The sequence below is a fragment of the Symbiobacterium terraclitae genome (assembly GCF_017874315.1).
Lineage (GTDB): Bacteria > Bacillota > Sulfobacillia > Symbiobacteriales > Symbiobacteriaceae > Symbiobacterium > Symbiobacterium terraclitae.
In genome coordinates, this window is sequence record NZ_JAGGLG010000002.1 from 1 (window position 1) to 18,164 (window position 18,164).

At 65.7% G+C, this 18,164-nt stretch carries 15 protein-coding genes, 1 pseudogene and 1 other annotated feature; all 16 genes and pseudogenes read left to right on the top strand.

The window, feature by feature from the left end:
• The first annotated feature begins 228 nt into the window (after positions 1 to 228).
• On the top strand, positions 229 to 363 hold the full coding sequence (locus tag J2Z79_RS18740; protein WP_280953545.1) for a hypothetical protein: 135 nt from the start codon (positions 229 to 231) through the stop codon (positions 361 to 363).
• A gap of 65 nt (positions 364 to 428) precedes the next feature.
• Positions 429 to 598 (top strand) — a sequence feature (ribosomal protein L10 leader region).
• 18 nt (positions 599 to 616) lie between these two features.
• On the top strand, positions 617 to 1,156 hold the full coding sequence (rplJ, locus tag J2Z79_RS01370; protein ID WP_209465063.1) for a 50S ribosomal protein L10: 540 nt from the start codon (positions 617 to 619) through the stop codon (positions 1,154 to 1,156).
• Between the two features lie 42 nt (positions 1,157 to 1,198).
• The gene (gene rplL, locus J2Z79_RS01375; protein WP_209465064.1) at positions 1,199 to 1,579 is read left to right on the top strand and encodes a 50S ribosomal protein L7/L12; all 381 of its coding nucleotides are present in this window, start codon (positions 1,199 to 1,201) and stop codon (positions 1,577 to 1,579) included.
• A 497-nt stretch (positions 1,580 to 2,076) separates the two neighbouring features.
• A pseudogene (gene rpoB / locus J2Z79_RS01380) lies at positions 2,077 to 5,619 on the top strand (DNA-directed RNA polymerase subunit beta); the annotation flags it as partial.
• A gap of 346 nt (positions 5,620 to 5,965) precedes the next feature.
• On the top strand, positions 5,966 to 9,505 hold the full coding sequence (gene rpoC, locus J2Z79_RS01385) for a DNA-directed RNA polymerase subunit beta' (RefSeq protein WP_209465066.1): 3,540 nt from the start codon (positions 5,966 to 5,968) through the stop codon (positions 9,503 to 9,505).
• Positions 9,506 to 9,775: 270 nt separating this feature from the next.
• Positions 9,776 to 10,372: a class I SAM-dependent methyltransferase gene (locus J2Z79_RS01390; protein ID WP_209465067.1), complete on the top strand. Its 597-nt coding sequence runs from the start codon at positions 9,776 to 9,778 to the stop codon at positions 10,370 to 10,372.
• A gap of 140 nt (positions 10,373 to 10,512) precedes the next feature.
• On the top strand, positions 10,513 to 10,764 hold the full coding sequence (locus J2Z79_RS01395; protein ID WP_209465068.1) for a ribosomal L7Ae/L30e/S12e/Gadd45 family protein: 252 nt from the start codon (positions 10,513 to 10,515) through the stop codon (positions 10,762 to 10,764).
• A gap of 50 nt (positions 10,765 to 10,814) precedes the next feature.
• A complete protein-coding gene (rpsL, locus tag J2Z79_RS01400; protein ID WP_209465069.1) occupies positions 10,815 to 11,198 on the top strand; it encodes a 30S ribosomal protein S12 in 384 nt (127 codons plus the stop codon).
• Between the two features lie 120 nt (positions 11,199 to 11,318).
• Positions 11,319 to 11,789 carry a 30S ribosomal protein S7 gene (gene rpsG / locus J2Z79_RS01405; RefSeq protein ID WP_209465070.1) on the top strand — a complete coding sequence of 157 codons (471 nt, stop codon included), beginning with the start codon at positions 11,319 to 11,321 and terminating at the stop codon, positions 11,787 to 11,789.
• A 38-nt stretch (positions 11,790 to 11,827) separates the two neighbouring features.
• Entirely contained in the window at positions 11,828 to 13,912 is a 2,085-nt protein-coding gene (fusA, locus tag J2Z79_RS01410; RefSeq protein WP_209465071.1) for an elongation factor G, read from the top strand.
• Positions 13,913 to 13,950: 38 nt separating this feature from the next.
• On the top strand, positions 13,951 to 15,138 hold the full coding sequence (tuf, locus tag J2Z79_RS01415; RefSeq protein ID WP_209465072.1) for an elongation factor Tu: 1,188 nt from the start codon (positions 13,951 to 13,953) through the stop codon (positions 15,136 to 15,138).
• Between the two features lie 109 nt (positions 15,139 to 15,247).
• Positions 15,248 to 15,556, top strand: coding sequence for a 30S ribosomal protein S10 (gene rpsJ / locus J2Z79_RS01420; protein WP_209465073.1), 309 nt, complete (start codon positions 15,248 to 15,250; stop codon positions 15,554 to 15,556).
• A gap of 175 nt (positions 15,557 to 15,731) precedes the next feature.
• Positions 15,732 to 16,370 (top strand): 50S ribosomal protein L3, encoded by a 639-nt coding sequence (rplC, locus tag J2Z79_RS01425; RefSeq protein WP_342589396.1) that lies wholly within the window; start codon positions 15,732 to 15,734, stop codon positions 16,368 to 16,370.
• Positions 16,371 to 16,393: 23 nt separating this feature from the next.
• Positions 16,394 to 17,017, top strand: a complete 624-nt coding sequence (gene rplD, locus J2Z79_RS01430) for a 50S ribosomal protein L4 (RefSeq protein ID WP_209465075.1) — start codon at positions 16,394 to 16,396, stop codon at positions 17,015 to 17,017.
• On the top strand, positions 17,014 to 17,301 hold the full coding sequence (gene rplW, locus J2Z79_RS01435) for a 50S ribosomal protein L23 (protein WP_209465260.1): 288 nt from the start codon (positions 17,014 to 17,016) through the stop codon (positions 17,299 to 17,301). The genes rplD and rplW overlap by 4 nt, the downstream gene beginning before the upstream one ends.
• A gap of 12 nt (positions 17,302 to 17,313) precedes the next feature.
• Positions 17,314 to 18,147, top strand: a complete 834-nt coding sequence (gene rplB / locus J2Z79_RS01440) for a 50S ribosomal protein L2 (protein ID WP_209465076.1) — start codon at positions 17,314 to 17,316, stop codon at positions 18,145 to 18,147.
• Positions 18,148 to 18,164 lie beyond the last annotated feature (17 nt).

Below are 18,164 nucleotides of genomic sequence, written 5' to 3' on the forward strand. Positions count from 1 at the left end.
TTGTAGGGCTACGACCGGCGGAAGCCGGATGCGGGAAAACTGCACGTCCGGTTTGACGAGGGGGCGTTGGCCGAAAGGCCAGCCCCTACTCTATTCAGCGGTCTATGTCGAATCGGGTCGATAATGTATTGCAAATGCGACATCTGTGCGATACTATCAGGGGCGTAGGGCGAACGCGTCCAGAACCGAAATGACGCGCAATCGAAACAGAAGGAGGTGTGGCAGTCGATGGACGAGCGGGAGATCCGGCAGCGGCTGGAGAGCCTCGTGGACCGGTGGATGGAGGCCACTCCGGCGGAGCGGATGAGCCTCCTTCAGGAGAAGATCCGGCTGGAGGAGATGCTCGAGCAGGCCGAGGGCTGAGCAGAGCGAAAATCCGCAAACTGCACTTGACGCGCGCACACGGAGGCGGGTATACTCCTTCATGTGCCTAACTCCACACACGACCGTAGACAGCAGGTGCCGTATGGCCTAAGTGGCGAACCGCCAGCCCGCCGAGGTCGGAGAGCGAGCCCCCACCGGGGAGCGCGTGCGTCTGGGTAAGTGCTTGCCACAGACCTCCGACTGGCTATGGTCGGAGGTCTTTCTTCATGTTCCGGCAAGGAGGTGAACCGATTTGCACAACATCCGTCCCGAGAAGCAGCAGGCGGTGGCCGCGCTCAAGGAGGCCATGAGCAAGGCGAAGAGCGTGGTGCTTGCCGACAACAAGGGGCTGACCGTCGCGCAGGTGACCAAGCTGCGCCGTGAGCTGCGGGCGGCCGGGGTCGAGCTGAAGGTGGCCAAGAACACCCTGATCCGGATCGCCGCCCAGGAGCTGGGCATCGAGGGGCTGGACCAGTACCTCCACGGTACTACCACCCTGGCCTTCTCCTACGAGGACGAGGCGTCCGGTGCGAAGAAGATCCGCGAGTTCTTCGCCAAGGACCGCGATCCCAAGTTCGTGATGAAGGCCGGCATCCTCGAGGGCAAGGTCCTCGACGCGAACGGCGTCAAGGAGCTGGCCGACCTGCCGAGCCGCGAGGTGCTGCTCGCCCAGGTGCTGGGCGGCATCCAGGCCCCGCTGCAGGGCGTCGCCGGCGCCATCAACGGTCTGCTTGCCAGCTTTGCCTATGCGCTCGACGCCCGCATCCGCCAGCTGGAGGGCGCCGAGGCCTAGTTTGGAAGTTCAATTTCAAGCAAGTATAAGGAGGTTCCCCACATGTCCAAGGCTGCTGAGGTTATCGAGATCATCAAGGGCATGACCGCCCTCGAGCTGAAGGAACTGAAGGAGCTGTTCGAGGAGACCTTCGGCGTTACCGCCGCCGCTCCCGTGGCCGTCGCCGCTGCCGGCCCCGCTGCCGCCGCCGCTGCTCCGGCCGCTGAGGAGAAGACCGAGTTCGACGTCATCCTGAAGAACCCGGGCGCCAACAAGATCAACGTCATCAAGGTCGTCCGCGAGCTGACCGGCCTGGGCCTCAAGGAGGCCAAGGACCTGGTCGACGGCGCTCCCAAGCCCGTCAAGGAGAAGGTCTCCAAGGCCGATGCCGACGCCGTGGCCGCCAAGCTCAAGGAGGCCGGCGCCGAGGTCGAGGTCAAGTAAGCGTTCAGCGTGAAAGGAGGGTTGGGGCAGGCGCTCTCGGGCGCGTCCCCAACCCTCTTGTCCTGTACCTGTAAATGCAGAAGGCGGGCAGAACCCAATGGTTCCGCCCGGAGATTCCGTTTCGCTTGACAGCGCTTACCTTGCATGGTAGGATGATAACTTGCCACCAAAGCGTCGACTGGTCGACTTTCCACACGCCATCGCTGCAATTGTCTAGCGTCCGCACCTCTGATCATGCCAGAAAACCGCCGTGCGCATGCATAATGTTCGGCTTCCAGGATATCAATAGAGAATGTCGTCCTGGAAATGCCACCCATGGACGGCAGAGCGATGCGGTGGTACTTTTTCTTTTTCGCACCCGGGTACGGTTTCTCCTGCTGGGGCAAACGCTCCCGGCCGGGAGAGTTTCATCATACATCGAGCGCTTCCGCGGTGGGCACTTCCAGACGGGGAGCTTCTTGATGGCCACCAAACAGAAGTGAGGAGGCCTGGACCGCATGCCGAAGATGGTGCAAGCTGGCAGGAGACAGCGGCTCAGCTTTGCCCGGATCGACGAGATCCTGGAGATGCCGAACCTGATCGAGCTGCAGCACAACTCCTATCAGTGGTTCCTGCGCGAGGGCCTGCAGGAGATGTTTCGGGACATCTCGCCCATTCAGGACTTTACGGGCAACCTGGTGCTGGAGTTCCTCGACTACAGCTTGGGCGAGCCGAAGTACTCCATGGAGGACTGCAAGGAGCGGGACGTCACCTATGCGGCGCCGCTGCGCGTGCGCGTCCGGTTGATCAATAAGGAGACCGGTGAGGTGAAGGAGCAGGAGGTGTTCATGGGCGATTTCCCGCTCATGACGCCTACGGGCACCTTCATCATTAATGGCGCGGAACGGGTTATCGTCTCCCAGTTGGTGCGGTCGCCCGGCGTCTACTTCTCCGAGCAGATCGACCCGTCCGGCAAGAAGCTGTACTTCGCGACGATGATCCCGAACCGGGGCGCCTGGCTGGAGTTCGAGTCGGACGTCAACGACGTGCTCTACGTCCGCGTCGACCGCACCCGCAAGCTCCCTGCAACTATCTTACTGCGCGCGCTGGGCTACAGTTCTGACCAGGAGATCATCGACGCCGTCGGCGACTCCGAGTACGTGCGCCGCACCCTGGAGAAGGACGGCACGGACTCCGAGGACGAGGCGCTGATTGAGATCTACAAGCGCCTGCGCCCCGGTGAGCCGCCGGCGGTGGACAACGCCCGGCAGCTGTTGGAGACGCTCTTCTTCGAGCCCAAGCGGTACGACCTGCTCAACGTGGGCCGGTACCGGCTCAACAAGAAGCTTGCCCTCCGGCGCCGGATTGTAGGCGCGTTCGCGGTTGATCGCATCGTCTCCCCCGAGACCGGCGAGGTCCTGGCCGAGCCCGGGGCGCAGATCGACAAGCGCCTGGCCGAGAAGATCGACGCGGCGGGCATCGACGCCCTGAACGTCAAGCTGCGGGACGGCACGGTGGTGCGGGTGGTCTCCAACGGCCAGCCCGACCTGAAGATCAAGACCATCCTGCGGCAGGACATCGTCGCGATCATCAACTACATGGTCACGCTGTTCAAGGGGCTGGGCAGCGTGGACGACATCGACCATCTGGGCAACCGGCGCGTGCGCTCCGTCGGCGAACTGCTGCAGAACCAGTTCCGCATCGGCCTGGCCCGCATGGAGCGGGTGGTCAAAGAGCGCATGACCATCCAGGACGTGGACATCATCACGCCCCAGGCGCTGATCAACATCCGCCCGGTGGTGGCGGCGGTGAAGGAGTTCTTCGGCTCCTCGCAGCTCTCCCAGTTCATGGACCAGACCAACCCGCTGGCAGAGCTGACCAACAAGCGCCGCCTCTCCGCCCTGGGCCCCGGCGGCCTCTCCCGCGAGCGGGCGGGCTATGAGGTGCGCGACGTGCACACCTCGCACTACGGCCGCATGTGCCCCATTGAGACGCCGGAAGGTCCGAACATCGGCCTGATCGGCGCGCTGGCGACCTACGCCCGCATCAACGAGTACGGCTTCATCGAGACGCCCTACCGCAAGGTCGACCACGAGACCGGCCGGGTGACCAACGAGATCGTCTACCTCACGGCGGACGAGGAGGACGAGAACGTCATCGCCCAGGCCAACGAGCCGATCAACGAGGACGGCACCTTCGTCCGCGACCGCATCACCTGCCGCTACCGCGACGAGATCCTCCAGGTGCCGCCGAACCAGGTCGACTACATGGACGTGTCGCCGAAGCAGGTCGTCTCCATCGCGACGGCGCTCATCCCGTTCCTCGAGAACGACGACGCCTCGCGCGCCCTGATGGGCTCCAACATGCAGCGCCAGGCGGTGCCGCTCCTGCGCACCGAGGCGCCGTACGTGGGCACGGGCATGGAGTACCGCTCGGCCTGGGACTCCGGCGTCTGCGTCATCGCCGAGAACGACGGCGTTGTGCTGCGGGCGACGGCCTCGGAGATCGTGGTCCAGTACGACGACCTGCAGGTCAAGAAGTACAAGCTGACCAAGTTCACCCGGTCCAACCAGGGCACCTGCATCAACCAGAAGCCCATCGTCCGGACTGGGCAGCGGGTCCGCAAGGGCGACGTGATGGCCGACGGGCCGTCCACCGACTACGGCGAGCTGGCGCTGGGCCGCAACGTCCTCGTCGCCTACATGTGCTACGAGGGCTACAACTACGAGGACGCCATCATCATCAACGAGCGGCTGGTGCGGGAGGACATCTTCACCTCGATTCACATCGAGGAGCACGAGTGCGAGGCCCGCGACACCAAGCTCGGGCCCGAGGAGATCACCCGCGACATCCCCAACGTCGGCGAGGACGTGCTGAAGGACCTCGACGAGCGGGGCATCATCCGCATCGGCGCCGAGGTGCGCCCCGGCGACATCCTCGTGGGCAAGGTCACACCCAAGGGCGAGACCGAGCTCACGGCCGAGGAGCGGCTCCTGCGGGCGATCTTCGGCGAGAAGGCCCGCGAGGTGCGCGACACCTCGATGCGCGTGCCGCACGGCGAGTCGGGCATCGTCGTCGACGTGAAGGTCTTCACCCGTGAGAACGGCGACGAGCTCTCGCCCGGCGTGAACGAGCTGGTGCGCGTCTACATCGCCCAGAAGCGCAAGATCAGCCAGGGCGACAAGATGGCCGGCCGCCACGGCAACAAGGGCGTCATCTCGATCATCGTGCCCGAGGAGGATATGCCCTTCCTGCCTGACGGCACCCCCATCGAGATTATCCTTACGCCGCTGGGCGTGCCCTCTCGCATGAACATCGGCCAGATCATGGAGATCCACCTCGGCTGGGCCGCCAAGACCCTGGGCCAGCACGTGGCCTCGCCGGTCTTCGACGGCGCCAACGAGGAAGACATCCGGGAGATGCTGCTGAAGGCGCACCTGCCGCCCACCGGCAAGACGGTGCTGTTCAACGGCAAGACCGGCGAACCCCTCGACAACGAGGTCACGGTCGGCTACAAGTACATGCTGAAGCTGCATCACCTGGTCGACGACAAGATCCACGCCCGCTCCACCGGCCCCTACTCCCTGGTCACCCAGCAGCCGCTGGGCGGCAAGGCGCAGTTCGGCGGCCAGCGCTTCGGCGAGATGGAGGTCTGGGCGCTGGAGGCCTACGGCGCCGCGTACACGCTGCAGGAGCTGCTCACGGTCAAGTCCGACGACGTGGTCGGCCGCGTGAAGACCTACGAGGCGATCGTCAAGGGCGAGAACGTGCCCGAGCCGGGCGTCCCCGAGTCGTTCAAGGTGCTGATCAAGGAGCTGCAGTCCCTCGGCCTGGACGTGAAGGTCCTGAACGAGAACGACCAGGAGATCGAGCTGCGGGAGCTGGACGACGACATGGACGTCACCGGCCGCGAACTCGATATCCCCGCCCTCGGCGGCGACGAGTTCCCGGCCGAGGAGCCCCGGCAGCCTGAGGCTGAGACCGAGGCCGAGGCCGCCGAGGAGCCTGCAGAGGATGAGGTTGAGGAGGAGGACGACGAGGCCCCGCTCAACCCCGAGGAGCTGGAGAAGGTCGCCGGCGCCCTCAAGAACGCCGCCCGGTCCATGCCCGGGGACCTGGCCCCGGCCCGCCGTGCGCTGCCCGGAGAGGACGACCTCGACGAAGAGGACCTCTTCGACGGCGGCGACGAGGAGTCGGACGAGGACGAGTTCGGGCCCGCGCCGGTGCGCGGCCGCAAGGGTGCTGCCCGGCGCCGCCGCGGCGGGCTGGACGACCTGGACGACTTCGGCGGGGAGGACTTCGACGCCACGGACGCCGACGACGAGGACGACCTCTTCGGAGGCCGGTCGCGCCGCCGCCGGCAGGACGACCTCGATGACGACGAGGAGTAGGGGAGGATGCTGATCGATGCTCGACGTCAATTACTTTGACTCCATCCGGATCGGGCTGGCCTCTCCTGAACGCATTCGGCAGTGGTCCCGCGGCGAGGTGAAGAAGCCGGAGACCATCAACTACCGCACGCTGCGGCCCGAGCGCGAGGGGCTCTTCTGCGAGAAGATCTTCGGGCCGACCCGCGACTGGGAGTGCCACTGCGGCAAGTACAAGAGGGTACGGTACAAGGGCATCGTCTGCGACCGCTGCGGCGTCGAGGTCACCCGGGCCAAGGTGCGCCGGGAGCGCATGGGTCACATCGAGCTGGCCGCGCCGGTCTCGCACATCTGGTACTTCAAGGGGATACCCTCCCGCATGGGGCTGATCCTGGACATCAGCCCCCGCGCGCTGGAGAAGGTGCTCTACTTCGCGGCGTACATCGTGACCGACCCCGGTGACACGCCGCTGATGGAGAAGCAGCTGCTGACGGAGAACGAGTACCGGGAGTACCGGGAGAAGTACGGCAGCGCCTTCAAGGCGGGCATGGGCGCCGAGGCCATCAAGGTGCTGCTGCAGAAGCTCGACCTGGAGAAGCTCTCGCAGGAGCTCCGCCAGGAGCTGAAGACCGTCTCCGGCCAGCGCAAGATCCGGGCGATCCGCCGCCTGGAGGTCGTGGAGGCCTTCCGCAAGTCCGGCAACAAGCCGGAGTGGATGATCCTCGACGTGATCCCGGTGATCCCGCCCGACCTGCGTCCGATGGTCCAGCTGGACGGCGGCCGCTTCGCCACGAGCGACCTGAACGATCTCTATCGCCGGGTGATCAACCGGAACAACCGCCTGAAGCGGCTCCTGGACCTGGGCGCGCCGGACATCATCGTCCGCAACGAGAAGCGCATGCTCCAGGAGGCCGTCGACGCCCTGATCGACAACGGCCGCCGCGGCCGGCCGGTAACCGGCCCCGGCAACCGCCCGCTCAAGTCGCTCTCCGACATGCTGAAGGGCAAGCAGGGCCGCTTCCGCCAGAACCTGCTGGGCAAGCGCGTCGACTACTCCGGCCGTTCCGTGATCGTGGTCGGCCCGCACCTGAAGCTGCACCAGTGCGGCCTGCCCAAGGAGATGGCGCTGGAGCTGTTCAAGCCCTTCGTCATGAAGAAGCTGGTCAACGACGGCTACGCCCACAACATCAAGAGCGCCAAGCGCATGGTGGAGCGGGTGAAGCCCGAGGTCTGGGACGTGCTCGAGGACGTGATCAAGGAGCACCCCGTCCTGCTGAACCGCGCCCCGACGCTGCACCGCCTGGGCATCCAGGCCTTCGAGCCGGTGCTGGTGGAGGGCCGCGCGATCCAGATCCACCCGCTGGTCTGCACGGCGTACAACGCGGACTTCGACGGCGACCAGATGGCGGTGCACGTGCCGCTGTCGGCCGAAGCCCAGGCCGAGGCCCGCATCCTGATGCTGGCGGCGCATAACATCCTGAACCCCAAGGATGGCGCGCCGGTCATCACGCCGTCCAAGGACATGCTGCTGGGCTCCTACTACCTCACGCTGCCCAAGCCGGATTCCGAGCCCAAGATGCGGTTCTCCCATCCCCACGAGGCCCTGCTGGCCTACCAGAACGGGCTGGTCGAGCTGCACGACTGGGTCGAGATCCGCTTCCCCGAGCCGCCGGCCCACCTGGAGCCATACTCGGAGGAATGGTGGGAGCACCCGGACAACTGGAACACCGTCTCCGGCAAGCGCATCAAGACCACGGTCGGCCGCATGATCTTCAACGAGATCCTGCACCCGAAGCTCCGCTACCGCAACGACACCATCGAGAAGAAGCAGATGGGCAAGATCATCGACGATGCCTACCGCAAGCTGGGCACCGTGAAGACGGCGGAGCAGACGGACAAGATCAAGGAGCTGGGCTTCCAGTACGCCACCCGTTCCGGCGCCACCATCGCCATCTCGGACATCCGGGTGCCGGGCGAGAAGGCCCGGATCCTCGCCGAGGCCGAGAAGAAGGTCGAGGTCGTCGAGCGGAACTACAAGCGGGGCCTGATCACCAACGACGAGCGCTACCAGCAGGTGATCAAGATCTGGTCCGACGCCAAGGACGAGGTCACCAAGACCCTCGTCGACACCATGGAGGACTTCAACCCCGTCAACATGATGATGAAGTCCGGTGCCCGCGGCAACATCTCGCAGATCACGCAGTTGGCCGGCATGCGCGGCCTCATGGCCGACCCCTCGGGCAAGATCGTCGAGCTGCCGGTCAAGGCCAACTTCCGCGAGGGCCTCACCGTGCTGGAGTACTTCCTCTCCACCCACGGCACCCGCAAGGGCCTCGCCGACACCGCGCTGCGCACAGCTGACTCAGGCTACCTGACCCGCCGCCTGGTTGACGTGGCCCAGGACGTGATCGTGCGCGAGGAGGACTGCGGCACCACGGCCGGCATCACCTGGACCGAGGAGGTCGACGCGGCGGGCAACGTGGTGGAGCCGATCACGCCGCACATCGTGGGGCGCGTCGCCCTCAACGACATCGTCCACCCCGAGACCGGCGAGATCATTGTCTACGCCAACGAGATGATCGACGAGGACCTGGCGGAGCAGATCCTGCAGGCCGGCATCAAGGAGGTCACCATCCGTTCGGTGCTGACCTGCCGCACCCGCTTCGGCGTCTGCCAGGCCTGCTACGGCCGCAACCTGGCCACGGGCAGGCTGGTGGACGTGGGCGAGGCCGTCGGCATCATCGCCGCCCAGTCCATCGGCGAGCCCGGCACGCAGCTGACGATGCGCACGTTCCACACCGGCGGCGTGGCCGGCGACGACATCACCCAGGGTCTCCCCCGCGTCGAGGAGCTCTTCGAGGCCCGCAAGCCGAAGGGCCAGGCGGTCATCGCCGAGCTGGACGGCGAGGTCTCCATCACGGAGAACAAGGGCCGGCGGGAGATCACCATCACCTCCGAGGACGGCGAGTCCGTCACCTACGCGATCCCCTACGGCGCCCGGGTGAAGGTGCGCCCCGGGCAGATCGTGGAGGCCGGAGACGAGCTGACCGAGGGCTCGGTGAACCCCCACGACCTCCTGCGAGTGAAGGGCCTGCGCGGCGTGCAGCACTACCTGCTGCGCGAGGTGCAGAAGGTCTACAACCTACAGGGTGTGGACATCAACGACAAGCACATCGAGGTCATGGTGCGGCAGATGCTGCGCAAGGTGAAGGTGGAGGATCCCGGCGATACCGAACTGCTGCCGGGCAGCTTCATCGACATCTTCGAGTTCGAGGACGAGAACGAGCGGGTGATCATGGAGGGCGGTGTGCCCGCCGTCGCCCGGCCGATGCTCCTGGGCATCACCAAGGCCTCTCTCGCCACCGACTCCTTCCTCTCGGCGGCCTCCTTCCAGGAGACGACCCGCGTGCTGACCGACGCGGCCATCAAGGGCCGCCGGGACCCGCTGCTCGGCCTGAAGGAGAACGTGATCATCGGCAAGCTGGTGCCTGCCGGTACCGGCATGGGCCGGTACCGGGGGATCAAGGTCTACACCGAGGAAGACCTCTACAGTGAACAGCTGGAGGGCGCGGACGACTAGGCGTCTTGTACGTAGTGGAGAGGCCCGGCTGCCCCAAGGGGCAGTCGGGCCTCCCATGTTCGGTGCCCGGGCAGAGGGAAGTGGCCTCGCCTCGAGGTCCGCCGGGTCGACCGGCACGGGCAGCGCGCTCTCCCCGCCTGTGCGCCCTTGCGTTTCGCGCCATTTTTCGGTACCATTGCTCTGCATTTTCCCCGGACCGTCGCCGCAGACCCTGCGACGCCTGGAGCACTCGGCGCGCAGGGCCCTCTTGTCAGAGGGAGGGAGCCCACGTTGAGCGAGCACTACTACACCAGCCGGCCGAGCGCGGCCCACGAGGAGACAAGCTTCGACGCCACGCTGCGCGGGATGACGTTCCGCTTCGTCACCGACGCCGGCGTCTTTTCCCGGGACCGGGTCGATTTCGGATCGCTTCTATTAATAGAGGCCATGCAGATCGGCGCCGCCGACACGGTGCTCGACCTCGGCTGCGGCTACGGCCCCATCGGGATGGTCGCCGCCCGCCTGGCGCCGCAAGGCTACATTTATATGGTGGACGTCAACGAGCGGGCGGTCGAGCTGGCCCGGCGGAACCTCGCGGCCAACGGCATCACCAACGCCGAGGTGCGGTTGGGCGACGGGCTGGCGGCCGTGCAGGGCATCGCCTTCGACGCCATCCTGACCAACCCGCCGATCCGGGCCGGCAAGGCCACGGTCTACCGGCTGCTGGAGGAGGCCCACGCGGCGCTGAAGCCCGGCGGGTCGCTCTGGGTGGTCATCCAGACCAAGCAGGGTGCGCCGAGCATGAAGCGGAAGCTCGCGGAGCTGTTCGGCAACGTGACCGACGTCGACCGGAAGGCGGGGTACCACGTCTTCGCCGCCCGGCGATGAGCCTGGCCGAAAACGGGCGATTGGGGGAGACAGCGCGCGGAAAAGCCCGCTGGCGCCGAATCTGCGCGGGTTTTTCTTGACTCGCGCCTGGGCCCTGAGTACAATATGAAAGTGTGCCTGTGCAGGAGGTTTTTGGGGCGATGAGCTTGGAGCGGTTGAAGTCAGCGGCCAAGAAGACCATCGGTACCAAACAGACTGTAAAGGCCATAGCGAAGGGACAGGCTCGTGTCGTGTACGTCGCCGGGGATGCCGAGGAGCACGTGCTCCGGGGTGTGCTGGAGGCGGCGCGGGAGAAGGGCCTGGAGGTTCAGCGGGTTGAATCGATGGTGGCGTTGGGCAAGGCCTGCGGGATCGAGGTTGGCGCTGCCGCCGCCGCGATCTTGGAGGGATAGCCGGCCACCTCCCTCTTTCAGCCAGCCTATCCCGGAAGGAGGTGCGTTCTGTGCCGACCATTAACCAGCTCGTCCGTCAGGGCCGCAAGACCATGTCCGAGAAGTCTGCCTCGCCGGCGCTCAAGGGGAACCCCTTCAAGCGGGGCGTCTGCACCGTTGTGAAGACCACCACCCCGAAGAAGCCGAACTCGGCGCTGCGGAAGATCGCCCGTGTCCGCCTCTCCAACAACATCGAGGTCACGGCGTACATCCCGGGCATCGGCCACAACCTGCAGGAGCACTCCGTCGTGCTCGTCCGCGGCGGCCGCGTCAAGGACCTGCCTGGCGTCCGCTACCACATCGTCCGCGGTGCGCTCGATGCCGCCGGCGTGGCCAACCGGATGCAGGGCCGTTCCAAGTACGGCGCCAAGAAGAAGAAGGCAGCCAAGAAGTAAGTCAGCCGGGGGCGGGGAGAGTAACCGAAGACCCTTCGGCGAAGCCGGCGGATGGGTTGCCCCCCGGAGGCGGCCTGCCGACTCACCGCCCAGAGTTAGTGGAAAGAAAGGGGTACTCGCATGCCGCGTCGCGGACACGTGCCGAAGCGCGAGGTGCTGCCGGATCCGATTTACAACTCGGAGCTGGTCACCCGCGTGATCAACAAGATCATGCTCCACGGCAAGAAGGGCCTTGCCCAGCGCATCTTCTACAACGCCATCAACCGGGCCAGCGAGAAGCTCGGCAAGGAGCCGATGGAAGTGCTGGAAGGCGCGCTGAAGAACATCATGCCGGTGCTCGAGGTCCGGCCTCGCCGCGTCGGCGGCGCGACCTACCAGGTGCCGATGGAGGTGCGCCCGGAGCGGCGCCAGGCCCTGGGCATCCGGTGGCTGATCAACTACGCTCGCGGCCGTGGGGAGCGCACCATGGAGGAGCGGCTGGCCGCCGAGCTGGTGGATGCGTACAACAACACCGGCGGTGCAGTGAAGAAGCGCGAAGAGGTCCACAAGATGGCCGAGGCCAACAAGCCCTTCGCCCATTATCGCTGGTAGTTTCGGGATGCGCATTCTGAAGCAAAGGGGGGTGTCTGATGTCTCGGCAGGTTTCGCTGGATAGGCTCCGCAATATCGGCATCATGGCGCATATTGACGCCGGCAAGACGACGACGACGGAGCGCATCCTGTTCTACACCGGTCGGACCCACAAGCTGGGCGAGACCCACGAGGGTGCGGCCACGATGGACTTCATGGTGCAGGAGCAGGAGCGCGGCATCACCATTCAGTCCGCGGCTACGACCTGCAACTGGAAGAACCACCGAATCAACATCATCGACACGCCCGGACACGTGGACTTCACGGTGGAGGTTGAGCGTTCGCTGCGCGTCCTGGACGGCGCAGTGGCCGTGTTCTGTGCCAAGGGCGGTGTGGAGCCGCAGTCGGAGACCGTGTGGCGGCAGGCCGACAAGTACGGGGTTCCCCGCATGGCCTACGTCAACAAGATGGACACCATCGGGGCCGACTTCTTCCGGGTCGTCCGGATGATGAAGGAGCGCCTGAACGCACGGCCCGTCCCGATTCAGCTGCCCATCGGCGCGGAGGACAACTTCCGGGGGATCGTGGACCTGGTTCGCAACGTGGCGATCGTGTACTACGACGACCTCGGCAAGGACATCCGCGAGGAGCCGGTTCCCGAGGAGATGCGGGAGCTGGTGGAGCAGTACCGCACGGAGATGATCGAGGCGGCGACCGAGGCGGACGACGCCCTGATGGAAAAGTACCTGATGGGCGAGGAGCTGACCGTCGAGGAGATCAAGGCCGGCCTGCGCAAGCTGACCGTCGCCTGCAAGATCTCGCCGGTTGTCTGCGGCTCGTCGTACAAGAACAAGGGCGTTCAGCCCATGCTGGATGCGGTGATCGACTACCTGCCGTCGCCGCTGGACGTGCCGCCGATTCAGGGCGTTGACCCCGAGACCGGCGAGGAGCTCGTCCGGAAGCCCGACGACAACGAGCCGTTCTCCGCGCTGGCGTTCAAGGTGGTCACCGACCCGTTCGTCGGCAGGCTCTGCTTCATCCGGGTCTACTCCGGCCGGCTTCCCAGCGGCAGCTACGTGCTGAACGCCACCAAGGGCAAGCGGGAGCGGGTCGGGCGCCTGGTGCAGATGCACGCCAACCACCGCGAGGAGATCGATGCGGTGGAGACGGGCGACATCGCCGCCGTGGTGGGCCTGAAGGACACCGCCACCGGCGACACGCTCTGCACGGACCAGGCCCCGGTCATCCTGGAGTCCATGGAGTTCCCCGAGCCGGTGATCGAGCTGGCTGTGGAACCCAAGACGAAGGCCGACCAGGATAAGCTCAGCCAGGCCCTGCTCAAACTGGCAGAGGAAGACCCGACCTTCCGGATGTACACCAACCAGGAGACGGGTCAGACCATCATCGCCGGCATGGGCGAGCTGCACCTGGAGATCATCGTCGACCGGCTCCAGCGGGAGTTCAAGGTGGGCGTGAACGTCGGCAAGCCGCAGGTCTCCTACCGCGAGACGATCAAGGCGCGAGTGGAGAACGTCGAGGGCCGGTTTGTCCGGCAGTCCGGCGGCCGCGGTCAGTACGGCCACGCTGTCATCAACCTGGAGCCCGGTGAGCCCGGCAGCGGCTTTGTCTTCGAGAACAAGATCGTCGGCGGCGTCATCCCCAAGGAGTACATCGGTCCCGTGGAGCAGGGCATCAGGGAGGCCCTCCAGAACGGCGTCCTCGCCGGCTTCCCGGTGATCGACGTCAAGGTCGAACTGGTCTTCGGCTCCTACCACGAGGTCGACTCCTCGGAGGCCGCCTTCAAGATCGCAGGCTCCATGGCCTTCAAGGCCGCCGCCCAGAAGGCTCAGCCGGTACTCCTCGAGCCGTACATGAAGGTCGAGGTCACCGTGCCGGAGGAGTACATGGGCGACGTGATCGGCGACCTCAACGCCCGCCGCGGCCGGATCGAGGGCATGGAAGCAAGGGCCGGCGCTCAGGTCATCCGGGCCCAGGTGCCCCTGGCAGAGATGTTCGGCTACGCGACCGATCTTCGTTCCCGGACCCAGGGCCGTGGCGTCTACTCGATGCAGTTTGACCACTACGAGGAAGTGCCTCAGAACGTGGCCAAGCCGATCATCGAGAAGGCCCAGGGCAAGGCATAGATCCCAGACAGAACGGATGTAAGGAGGAGAATCCACCCATGGCTAAGCAGAGGTTCGAGCGTACCAAGCCGCACGTGAACATCGGCACCATTGGCCACGTCGACCACGGCAAGACCACCCTGACCGCGGCGATCACCAAGGTCCTCGCTGACAAGGGCAAGGCCCAGTTCATGGCCTATGACGCGATCGACAAGGCGCCCGAGGAGCGGGAGCGCGGCATCACCATCAACACCGCCCACGTGGAGTACGAGACCGACGCCCGGCACTACGCCCACGTCGACTGCCCCGGACACGCCGACTACGTGAAGAACATGATCACCGGCGCTGCCCAGATGGACGGCGCGATCCTGGTCGTCTCCGCCGCCGACGGCCCCATGCCGCAGACCCGTGAGCACATCCTGCTCGCCCGTCAGGTCGGCGTGCCCGCCATCGTCGTCTTCCTCAACAAGTGCGACATGGTCGACGACGAGGAGCTGCTGGAGCTGGTCGAGCTCGAGGTTCGCGAGCTGCTGAACCAGTACGAGTTCCCCGGCGACGACATCCCCTTCATCAAGGGCTCCGCCCTGAAGGCCCTCGAGGGCGATCCCAAGTACGTCAAGGCCATCGAGGAGCTCATGGACGCCGTCGACAGCTACATCCCGACGCCGGAGCGCGACGCCGACAAGCCCTTCCTGATGCCCATCGAGGACGTCTTCACCATCACCGGCCGCGGCACCGTCGTGACCGGCCGCGTCGAGCGTGGCAAGTGCAAGGTCGGCGACCAGGTCGAGATCATCGGCCTGCGCGAGGAGAACAAGACCACCGTCGTCACCGGCCTCGAGATGTTCCGCAAGCTGCTGGACGAGGTCGTCGCCGGCGACAACGTTGGCGCCCTGCTGCGCGGCATCGAGAAGAAGGAGGTCGAGCGCGGCCAGGTTCTGGCGAAGCCCGGCTCCATCAAGCCGCACACCAAGTTCTCCGGCGCCATCTACGTCCTGACCAAGGAGGAGGGCGGCCGCCACTCCCCGTTCTTCAACGGCTATCGCCCGCAGTTCTACTTCCGGACCACCGACGTGACCGGCACCATCAAGCTGCCCGAGGGCGTTGAGATGGTCATGCCTGGCGACAACGTCGAGATCTCCGTCGAGCTGATCCACCCGATCGCCATCGAGGAGGGCCTCCGGTTCGCCGTCCGTGAGGGTGGCCGCACCGTGGCCTCCGGCCGGGTCACCAAGGTCGCCCAGTAGTTCACCGATAGGTGGGCCTCGCCCGGGGGGCTGGCGCAATGCCCGTCCCCCGGGTTTCGGGCCCTGGTCATTCGGGAGTAGTAACGTCCCTACAAGGAGGGAAGCAATCGTGGCCAATCAGAAGATCCGCATCAAGCTGCGGGCCTTCGACCACAAGATCCTCGACAGCTCCGCTGCCAAGATCGTCGAGACGGCCACCCGGACCGGTGCCACCGTCAGCGGGCCGATTCCGCTGCCGACGGAGAAGAACATCTACACGATCCTGACCGCCCCCAACGGCGAGAAGGACATCCGCGAGCAGTTCGAGATGCGGACGCACAAGCGGCTCATCGACATCCTTGAGCCCGGCTCGAAGACTGTCGAAGCCCTGATGAAGCTGGATCTGCCAGCCGGCGTCGACATCGAGATCAAGCTCTAAGACGGGAGAATTGCTACTCCCGCCAGGCCGGCAGGCAGGCCTGCGGTATCGATCATGTCGCCCGGACCGAGATGGCCTGCTAAAAGCGGTTGGGCCGTAAGGCTCCTCCGTGCGGGGTCCGCCGGACCCCGACTCCCCTCGGATCCCTGCGACCACTGATGTGGAGGTGGCTTCAGTGCAGAAGGGCATTCTGGGCAAGAAGCTGGGCATGACCCAGATCTTCGCCGCCGACGGGAAGATCATCCCCGTCACCGTGGTTGAGGCCGGGCCCTGCGTCGTCGTCCAGAAGAAGACGGTGGCCACGGACGGCTACAACGCCGTGCAGGTCGGCTTCGACACGATCCGTGAGAAGCTCGTCAACAAGCCCATGAAGGGGCACTTCGCCAAGCATGAGGTCAAGGCGACCCGCTACCTGCGGGAGTTCCGCCTGGACGACATCGAGTCGCTCAACGTGGGCGACACCATCAAGGCCGACATCTTTGCCGAGGGCGAGCTGGTCGATGTCACCGGCATCTCTCGTGGAAAGGGCTTCGCCGGCGGCATCAAGCGGTGGAACTTCTCCCGCAGCTTCATGGCCCACGGCTCGAAATATCACCGGGGTCCCGGCTCTCTCGGACAGCGTGCCTGGGCCCGCGTGCCGAAGGGCCGCAAGCTGCCCGGCCGGCTGGGCGGCGAGCGGGTCACCGTGCAGGGGCTGCGCATCGTGAAGGTTGACCCCGAGAAGAACCTCATCCTCATCAAGGGTGCCGTTCCCGGCGCCAAGGGCTCGCTGATCACGATCCGCGATTCCGTGAAGGCCGCCAAGGCCCGCTAGTCGTTCCGAAAGGAGGAGCAAACATGCCGAAAGTGGCCGTTTACAACAAGGAAGGCGCCACCGTCGGGGAGATCACCCTTTCGGACGCCGTGTTCGGGGCCGAGGTGAATCCCGGTCTCCTGCACGAAGTTGTGCAGATGTACCTCGCCAACCAGCGTCAGGGTACCTCCGACACGAAGACCCGCGCCGAGGTGTCCGGCGGCGGCAAGAAGCCGTGGCGTCAGAAGGGTACCGGCCGTGCGCGCCAGGGTTCGATCCGTGCGCCGCAGTGGCGGCACGGCGGCGTGGCGTTCGGCCCGCATCCCCGCAAGTACGGGTGGACGATGCCCAAGAAGGCCCGCAGGGCGGCGCTCCGTCAGGCGCTCAGCGCCAAGCTCGCCAGCGGTGAACTCATCGTCATCGATTCGTTCGAGCTGGAGGCGCCCAAGACCCGGGAGGTCGTCTCCCTGCTGAAGAACCTCAAGGCGGAGGGCAAGGCCTTCATCGTCACCGCCGAGGAGAACGTCAACGTCTACAAGTCGGCCCGGAACATTCCCGGCGTGCGCGCCAACGCAGCCCGCAACCTCAACGTCTACGAGGTGCTGGCCTCGGGCAAGATCGTGCTCACCCAGGACGCCGTGGCCAAGGTTGAGGAGGTGCTGGGCTGATGGAGGCTCGCGACATCATCCTCAAGCCGCTCATCTCGGAGAAGAACATGGCCAAGATGAGCGAGGGCAAGTACGCCTTCAAGGTGCGCCTTGATGCGAACAAGACCCAGATCAAGCAGGCGATCGAGGAGATCTTCGGCGTCACCGTCACCGCGGTGAACACCATGCGGATGAGGGGCAAGCTGCGCCGCCAGGGCAAGTACATCGGCCGCCGTTCGGATTGGAAGAAGGCTATCGTCCAGCTCAAGGAAGGCGACAGCATCAAGGTCTTCGAGGGCCTGTAAGGAGGGTACACGATGGGAATCAAGCACTATAAGCCCACTTCCCCGGGTATCCGCCAGATGACGCGGCACACCTTCGAGGAGCTGACCAGCACCAAGCCTGAGAAGTCCCTGCTGGTACGCCTCGTCAGGAAGGCTGGGCGCAACGTCTACGGCCGCATTACCACCCGGCACCGCGGTGGCGGCCACAAGCGGATGTACCGGATCATCGACTTCAAGCGCAACGAGTTCGATGGCATCCCGGCCAAGGTGATGACCATCGAGTACGACCCGAACCGCACGTGCCGCATCGCCCTGGTGCAGTACGCCAACGGGGCCAAGCGGTACATCCTCCATCCGGTCGGCCTGAACGTCGGCGACACCATCGTCTCCGGCCCGGATGCCGACATCAAGGTGGGCAACGCCCTGCCGCTGGAGGCCATCCCGGTGGGCACCACCGTCCACAACATCGAACTGACGCCCGGCCGCGGCGGCCAGCTGGCCCGTTCCGCCGGCGCCTCCGCCCAGATCATGGCCAAGGAGGGCGGCTACGCCCTGCTGCGGCTCCCCTCCGGTGAGCAGCGCAAGGTCCTGCTGGCCTGCCGCGCCACCATCGGCCAGGTGGGCAACCTCGAGCACGAGAACATCGTCCTGGGCAAGGCCGGCCGCAAGCGCCACCTGGGCTTCCGCCCGACCGTCCGCGGTTCGGTCATGAACCCCGTCGACCACCCGCACGGCGGTGGCGAGGGCCGCTCGCCCATCGGCCGTCCCGGCCCGGTCTCCCCGTGGGGCAAGCCGACGCTGGGCTACAAGACCCGCAAGCCCAACAAGAAGTCTGACCGGCTGATCGTGAGCCGCCGCAAGAAGTAAGGAAGGGGTGTGAAGTA

What these genes read in the sequence shown, in the direction of transcription:
- J2Z79_RS18740 (WP_280953545.1), top strand. Translation starts at nt 229, where the DNA reads ATGGACGAGCGGGAGATCCGGCAGCGGCTGGAGAGCCTCGTGGACCGG.
- rplL (WP_209465064.1), top strand. Translation starts at nt 1,199, where the DNA reads ATGTCCAAGGCTGCTGAGGTTATCGAGATCATCAAGGGCATGACCGCC.
- rpoC (WP_209465066.1), top strand. Translation starts at nt 5,966, where the DNA reads ATGCTCGACGTCAATTACTTTGACTCCATCCGGATCGGGCTGGCCTCT.
- J2Z79_RS01395 (WP_209465068.1), top strand. Translation starts at nt 10,513, where the DNA reads ATGAGCTTGGAGCGGTTGAAGTCAGCGGCCAAGAAGACCATCGGTACC.
- rpsG (WP_209465070.1), top strand. Translation starts at nt 11,319, where the DNA reads ATGCCGCGTCGCGGACACGTGCCGAAGCGCGAGGTGCTGCCGGATCCG.
- fusA (WP_209465071.1), top strand. Translation starts at nt 11,828, where the DNA reads ATGTCTCGGCAGGTTTCGCTGGATAGGCTCCGCAATATCGGCATCATG.
- tuf (WP_209465072.1), top strand. Translation starts at nt 13,951, where the DNA reads ATGGCTAAGCAGAGGTTCGAGCGTACCAAGCCGCACGTGAACATCGGC.
- rplD (WP_209465075.1), top strand. Translation starts at nt 16,394, where the DNA reads ATGCCGAAAGTGGCCGTTTACAACAAGGAAGGCGCCACCGTCGGGGAG.
- rplB (WP_209465076.1), top strand. Translation starts at nt 17,314, where the DNA reads ATGGGAATCAAGCACTATAAGCCCACTTCCCCGGGTATCCGCCAGATG.